The organism is Candidatus Parvarchaeota archaeon (genome assembly GCA_016866895.1).
Lineage (GTDB): Archaea > Micrarchaeota > Micrarchaeia > Anstonellales > VGKX01 > VGKX01.
On record VGKX01000077.1, the window covers coordinates 1 to 5,445 of the forward strand.

Consider the following 5,445-nt stretch of genomic DNA (forward strand, 5'->3'; position numbering starts at 1 on the left):
GCAAATCCTCCTTCATAAAAAGTGCCACGCGCTTTAGTTCTGAATATGGCATTCCAAAACTTTTAGGACGCATTTTTATCCCGGGTTATTATGTCTGTTTGAGGCATAACTCGCGCAAACCGCCCCATTAATACTTATACTCTTATCGCCCCATATCATGATGATTTTAATGCAATCGGATGCAACATTGGGCGTTTTAGAGAAAAAATGGTTAGACACCTGCAAGGTCTTATTTGGTGCTGCTTCTGGGGAAATTGGCAGCATTGCCAAGTTTGTTCCTTGGCTTACTGAATTTAATGAGCCGCTAATCCATAGAAAATCATCTGTTTCTGGCAAGGATGTTACTTATGTCATGCCCGAATATTCCGAAGGCTCAAAGTGGATTGGGTTTGAAGAAATCGACTACTCAAAAAAATTCGAGCCTCTCAATATTAATGAAATCAAGGATATTGATTCACGGGTTGCCGCAGTAAAAGAGCGCATTTACTATGCTGGCAATGTTGTTCTTGGCAACTCCGGCAATATTGAGCGAAGCTCAAACGTAAATGACAGCTTTTATTTTTACGAGTGCGGCAGGCTTGGCAACTAAAGTATCTTGCCTACGACACGCTTGGCAGGCTTTGCGAGAGCTGTTTTGGGTGCAACGGAATTGGCGAGTCGTCATTTTGCATCCGCTGCTACGAGACGTTTCGCGACAAGCGCTGCTTTGAGCTTTGGATGAGCCAAAACTGCTCGGACTGCTATTACGTTTTCGGGCTGAACAACTGCGCACACTGCATGTTTTGCTTCAATGCAAAAAACCTGAATTTCGCGATTGGCAATGCACCGGTGGCGCCAGACAAGTTCAGGCAAATAAAAAAGCAGCTTCTTTCCCGGATTGCGGCGCAGCTTGAGCTGAAAAAAGACCTGCCCTGGGACGTATATAATACGGGCAAAATAGGTGAAAAATAGCAAACAGTTTGGAAATAGAAACGGGAAACCGGCTTGGTAAATAATAATTTCAAGCGTTTGGAAACTCTTCGCTCCTGTCAAATGCTTTTTATACTCCTAGCGTTATCAATTTCCTTGTTTGTGGGGTGTTATATTGGTGAAAAGCACTATTGAAACTTTGTTTACTTCTCTTTTTCTTGTGGCAATTCTGCTTGTGTTGTTTTCAATTCAGGCCATGGCCGCAACACCGGGCGAATTTGCAAAAGCCAATTTCGATTCCGATGTGTCCTTACAGCTTGTGCCAGTAGAAGTTCCAAGTGGCTACTTTACACTTATTCTTGCTGATGGCACCGAGACATATCTTCTTGACAAGGAGGCAAACCCAATCACAGACAAAGCAAAAGCTGCGGCCGTTCTCACAGAAGACATATACGCAAGGGCAGGCTATGAACAAAAAATCTCCAACATGAAGCAGACAATGGCAGATTTTGAGAAAAAAAGGGCTGTAAATGAGTCTGTCTGCAAGCAGTACACAGGCACTGACAACCATCCGTGCACTGACTCTGATACCTGCAAGATTGCCTGCCAGTCATCCCCGCTTTGCCAGTCAAGCTTTTACAACGCACCGGGCTACATCGATGCGGCCGTAAGCTGGCACAAAAACTCAAGGGAATTGACCGAGAAAACCGCATCCTTTGCCTCATCAATCGATAATCTTAAATCTGGCTCTCAAGCAGCTGAAGCGCAGCTAAGTTCCCTCTCGTCAATCCAGGACAACATAGATGCAATCAACTCCAACATGATATTCCTCAGACTAATCGATGAAGGGGGCTGGGAGTTTTGCTATAAAATCGACTTTTCAAAGGAAGCCCTCGCGCAGGTAAAGTCGGACTTGCAGTCGCTGAAAGCCGACCTTGCTGCACTTCCAAAAGTAGATGCACGCTCAGGGGCGCTTGTGAATGAAAGCCAAAAACAATCATCATACATAAGTTCGCGGCCTGCAAAACTTGCGGCCTTGAAGTCAAAGACATCATCGGCAATTTCAAGGCTTTCCTCCTCCTACCTAATAACATCCAGAAAAATCAAGCTCTCTGGAATCGAGGAAAAGCTGGATGGGCTTAAAGAAATATCCGGAGAAATGGCAAACCTAAGCTTGCAGGGAAAATATTCAAAGGCGTTTGCCCTGGAAAAAACATTTGATGCCAGGGCTTTGGAAATAGAATCAAGCCTTGCCGGGCCTGAAAAAAAACTTTCCGATGCGCTTGCCCAGGCAAAAACGCTCAAGACAAAGCTTTCACAAGCAACCGGAGCAATAACTGGCAGCCAGGCCCAAGCTGAGCTTGCGGACATGAAGCTTGTTCTTGTGCAAATAGAATCAGGGCTATCAAAAAAATCCACTCCGGCCCTGATTGGAGAAAATTCAGTGATGCTAAAAACTCTGGACACTCAACTAACTGAGCTGATTGCAAAGCAAACTTTGGAAGGGAATGTGGTTGCGCAAAAACCTGGCCAAGGGCAGCAGCAAGGTGCAGCCATTGGCGGAGGTTCAATCGTGCCTGGCTTGCCAATCGGGGCAGTAGAGCTTGCGGCGGGAGGAGCAGCAATTGTTCTTGTACTTGCATGTGCGTTTTACTTTCTTGTAATGCGCAAGGGGCAACAGAGCAAGATTGGAAAAAAATAGGGTTTGCAATCACTCTCCCATCTCATTAAAAATGTTGCAGGGGCATACAAGAATGCAATTTGTTTAGCTTACCAAAGGCTGCATTTAGGCGGCGGAGCGACCACGTTGCGAATCAACTGAATGAAAAATTCTGACATGTACATTTTAGAGGTGAAAACATGCTTCTTACCCCGGGTCCAGTAAAACTTACAGATCAAATCAGGACAGCCCAGGCAAAGGAGATGATTTCTCATCGTGGCAAGGACTTTGAGGCACTTTACTCTGATTTAGTTGGAAGGTTCAAAAAATACGCCGGCGCAACAGACGCCTTCATAATGACTGGCTCCGGAAGCCTTGGGATAGAGGCAATAATCCTCAACTGCGTAAAAAAGGAGGAAAAGATGCTTATAATCCAAAACGGCGATTTTGGGAGGCGTTTTGCGGATGTTGCAAGAATCTACACCAACGTAATGGAGGACAAGGTGGAACTAGGAAAGGGAATAGGCGTTGAGCATGCCAAGAGGCTTATTGACGAGTCAAATGCGCAAGTGTTTGGTATGGTCTACAATGAGACTTCTGTTGGCGTGGCAAACCAGGCAAAGGAAATTTTCAACTATGCAAAATCCAAGGGAATGTACACTGTCATGGATGCGGTTTCGGCATGGGCCGGCATGGAGCTTGACATGAATTCATTTGGCGTAGATTTCATGGCAACAGGCTCGCAAAAGGCAATCGGCTGTTCTCCTGGCATTTCGATGGTTGGAATCTCAAAGGCCGGCTATGAGCGCTATGAATCAAAGAACAATCCATCCTACTATTCAGACTTCAAAACTTGGAGAAAATTCGGCTTGAAAAACCAAACTCCCTGGACTCCAGCAGTAAGTCCAATGTTCTCATTGCAGGCAGGCTTTGACAGGCTTGACAAGGACGGGGGGCTTGAGGCAAACATCAAACGCCACAGCTTTGCGGCGCAGTATTCGCGCGAGTGGATTGTCAGGTCAGGCTTCCAGGTTTTTGCGCAGCCGGGCTTTTATTCAAATACAATTTCCTCATTTTTGCATCCAAGGGCCGATGAGGTGAAGTCAACACTCAAGGCCAAATATGGCATCGAAATTGCAGGAGGATTCGGGGAGCTTAAAGGCAAGCTTCTTAGGATTTGCCACATCGGCAACTTTACTATTGACGAGCTTGACTTGACATTTGCCGCGCTTGATAGCCTCTTTGCCAAAATCAAATGATAAAATCAAATGATAAAATCAAACAACAAAAGTAATCCTAACAATTACTGCGGCCTTATAAATGGTGGTACTTTGAAAATCCTTGTTGCTGACAAAACAGAGCCAGAAGTCCTTGAGAAGCTTAAGACACTTGGGGATGTTGTCTACCAGCCGTCTGATTTGAAGTCGCAGCTTGTGGACTCGCAAATTCTCATTGTCCGAAGCGCCACAAAGGTTACGCGCGAGCTTCTGTCATCAACAAGCTCCCTGAAGCTGATAATACGGGCTGGCGTGGGGCTTGACAATGTTGACCCTGTTGCGTGCAAGGAAAAATCAATCAGCGTCATGAACACCCCAGGCGCGTCCACTAATGCTGTCGCAGAGCTGGCTGTTGGCCTGATTTTCAGCCTTTTGAGGAAAATCCCCCAGGCACACGCTTCAATGAAGGCAGGCAAATGGGAAAAAAAATCCCTCACCGGTCTGGAGCTGTCTGGAAAGGCAGTCGGAATCGTTGGTTATGGAAGAATTGGCAGCGCTGTTGGAAGAATGTGCAAAGCCTTGGGCATGAGGGTTCTTTACACCAACCTTGCAGATTTGAATGACGGGGTTGGGAAGCACGTGGAGCTTGAACTGCTTTTGGCAGAGGCTGATGTCATTTCCATACATACAGTCCTAACAGACCAGACGCGAGGCATGTTCAATGCCCAGGCATTTTCAAAAATGAAAAAAGGCGCATATCTGATTAATCTTGCCCGAGGCCAGATTGTCGACGAGGATGCTTTATATGATGCCCTCATATCAGGTCAGCTTGCTGGTGCGGCACTGGATGTTTTTTCGCAAGAGCCCTATACGGGAAAACTTCTCGGGCTTGAAAACATTGTGCTCACCCCGCACATCGGGGCCAGCACCAAGGAGGCACAACTGCGCATAGGGGCTGAAATCATCCAGATTATCAAGGATTTAAAATCATGAAAACCATAAAGGCACTTCAAACATACAATACACAATTCAAATCAGGAACCTCAAACTAAAAATAGAAACTAGGAAATAGAAACTAAGAAAAAGAAAACAATGGGTTTTGCAAATGCTGGATTTGAAAAAAGTAAGGGAAAACCCGCAGGAAATCCGCTCCGGACTGGCAGCACGCAACTACCCTGCCAAGGCCCTTGACGAAGCTCTAGCTTTAGACTGCGAGTGGAGGAAGCTAAAAACCGATGCTGATTCGCTTAAAGCGCAGAGAAACAAGCTGTCACTTGAGGTATCGGCTGCAAAAAAGGAAGGAGGAAAGGATGTTGGCCCCCTAATTGCTTCATCGCAGGAAATTTCGGCAAAAATAAAGGGCACTGACGAAGCATGTGATTCAATAGAGCAAAAAATGCGCGACATGCTGTTGTTCCTGCCAAATACTCCTGACAAGTCCGTGCCGGTAGGCGCAGATGAAACAGCAAACCCCGTTATACGGGAATGGGGGAGGCCTGAAAAAACTGCAAGGGATGTTCTTGACCACCATGAGCTTGCACAAAAGCTTGACATTGTGGATTTTGAAAGGGGCGCAAAACTTGCAGGAAGCAGGTTTGTCGTCCTTAAAGGGCTTGGGGCAAGGCTTGAAAGGGCCATCATCTACTTTATGCTTGAGGA

6 protein-coding genes are annotated in these 5,445 nt (G+C 46.1%); all 6 read left to right on the forward strand.

Annotated elements, in window-relative coordinates; genetic code table 11:
- Positions 1-169: 169 nt before the first annotated feature.
- Positions 170-589 (forward strand): hypothetical protein, encoded by a 420-nt coding sequence (locus FJZ26_03710; GenBank protein MBM3229512.1) that lies wholly within the window; start codon positions 170-172, stop codon positions 587-589.
- A complete protein-coding gene (locus FJZ26_03715) occupies positions 568-951 on the forward strand; it encodes a hypothetical protein (GenBank protein MBM3229513.1) in 384 nt (127 codons plus the stop codon). The genes FJZ26_03710 and FJZ26_03715 overlap by 22 nt, the downstream gene beginning before the upstream one ends.
- A 136-nt stretch (positions 952-1,087) precedes the next feature.
- Positions 1,088-2,611, forward strand: a complete 1,524-nt coding sequence (locus tag FJZ26_03720; protein ID MBM3229514.1) for a hypothetical protein — start codon at positions 1,088-1,090, stop codon at positions 2,609-2,611.
- Between the two features lie 158 nt (positions 2,612-2,769).
- A complete protein-coding gene (locus FJZ26_03725; protein MBM3229515.1) occupies positions 2,770-3,828 on the forward strand; it encodes an alanine--glyoxylate aminotransferase family protein in 1,059 nt (352 codons plus the stop codon).
- A gap of 9 nt (positions 3,829-3,837) precedes the next feature.
- The gene (locus FJZ26_03730) at positions 3,838-4,779 is read left to right on the forward strand and encodes a hydroxyacid dehydrogenase (GenBank protein ID MBM3229516.1); all 942 of its coding nucleotides are present in this window, start codon (positions 3,838-3,840) and stop codon (positions 4,777-4,779) included.
- Between the two features lie 112 nt (positions 4,780-4,891).
- Positions 4,892-5,445, forward strand: a 554-nt coding sequence (locus tag FJZ26_03735; protein ID MBM3229517.1) for a serine--tRNA ligase, incomplete at its 3' end; no start/stop codon positions are given.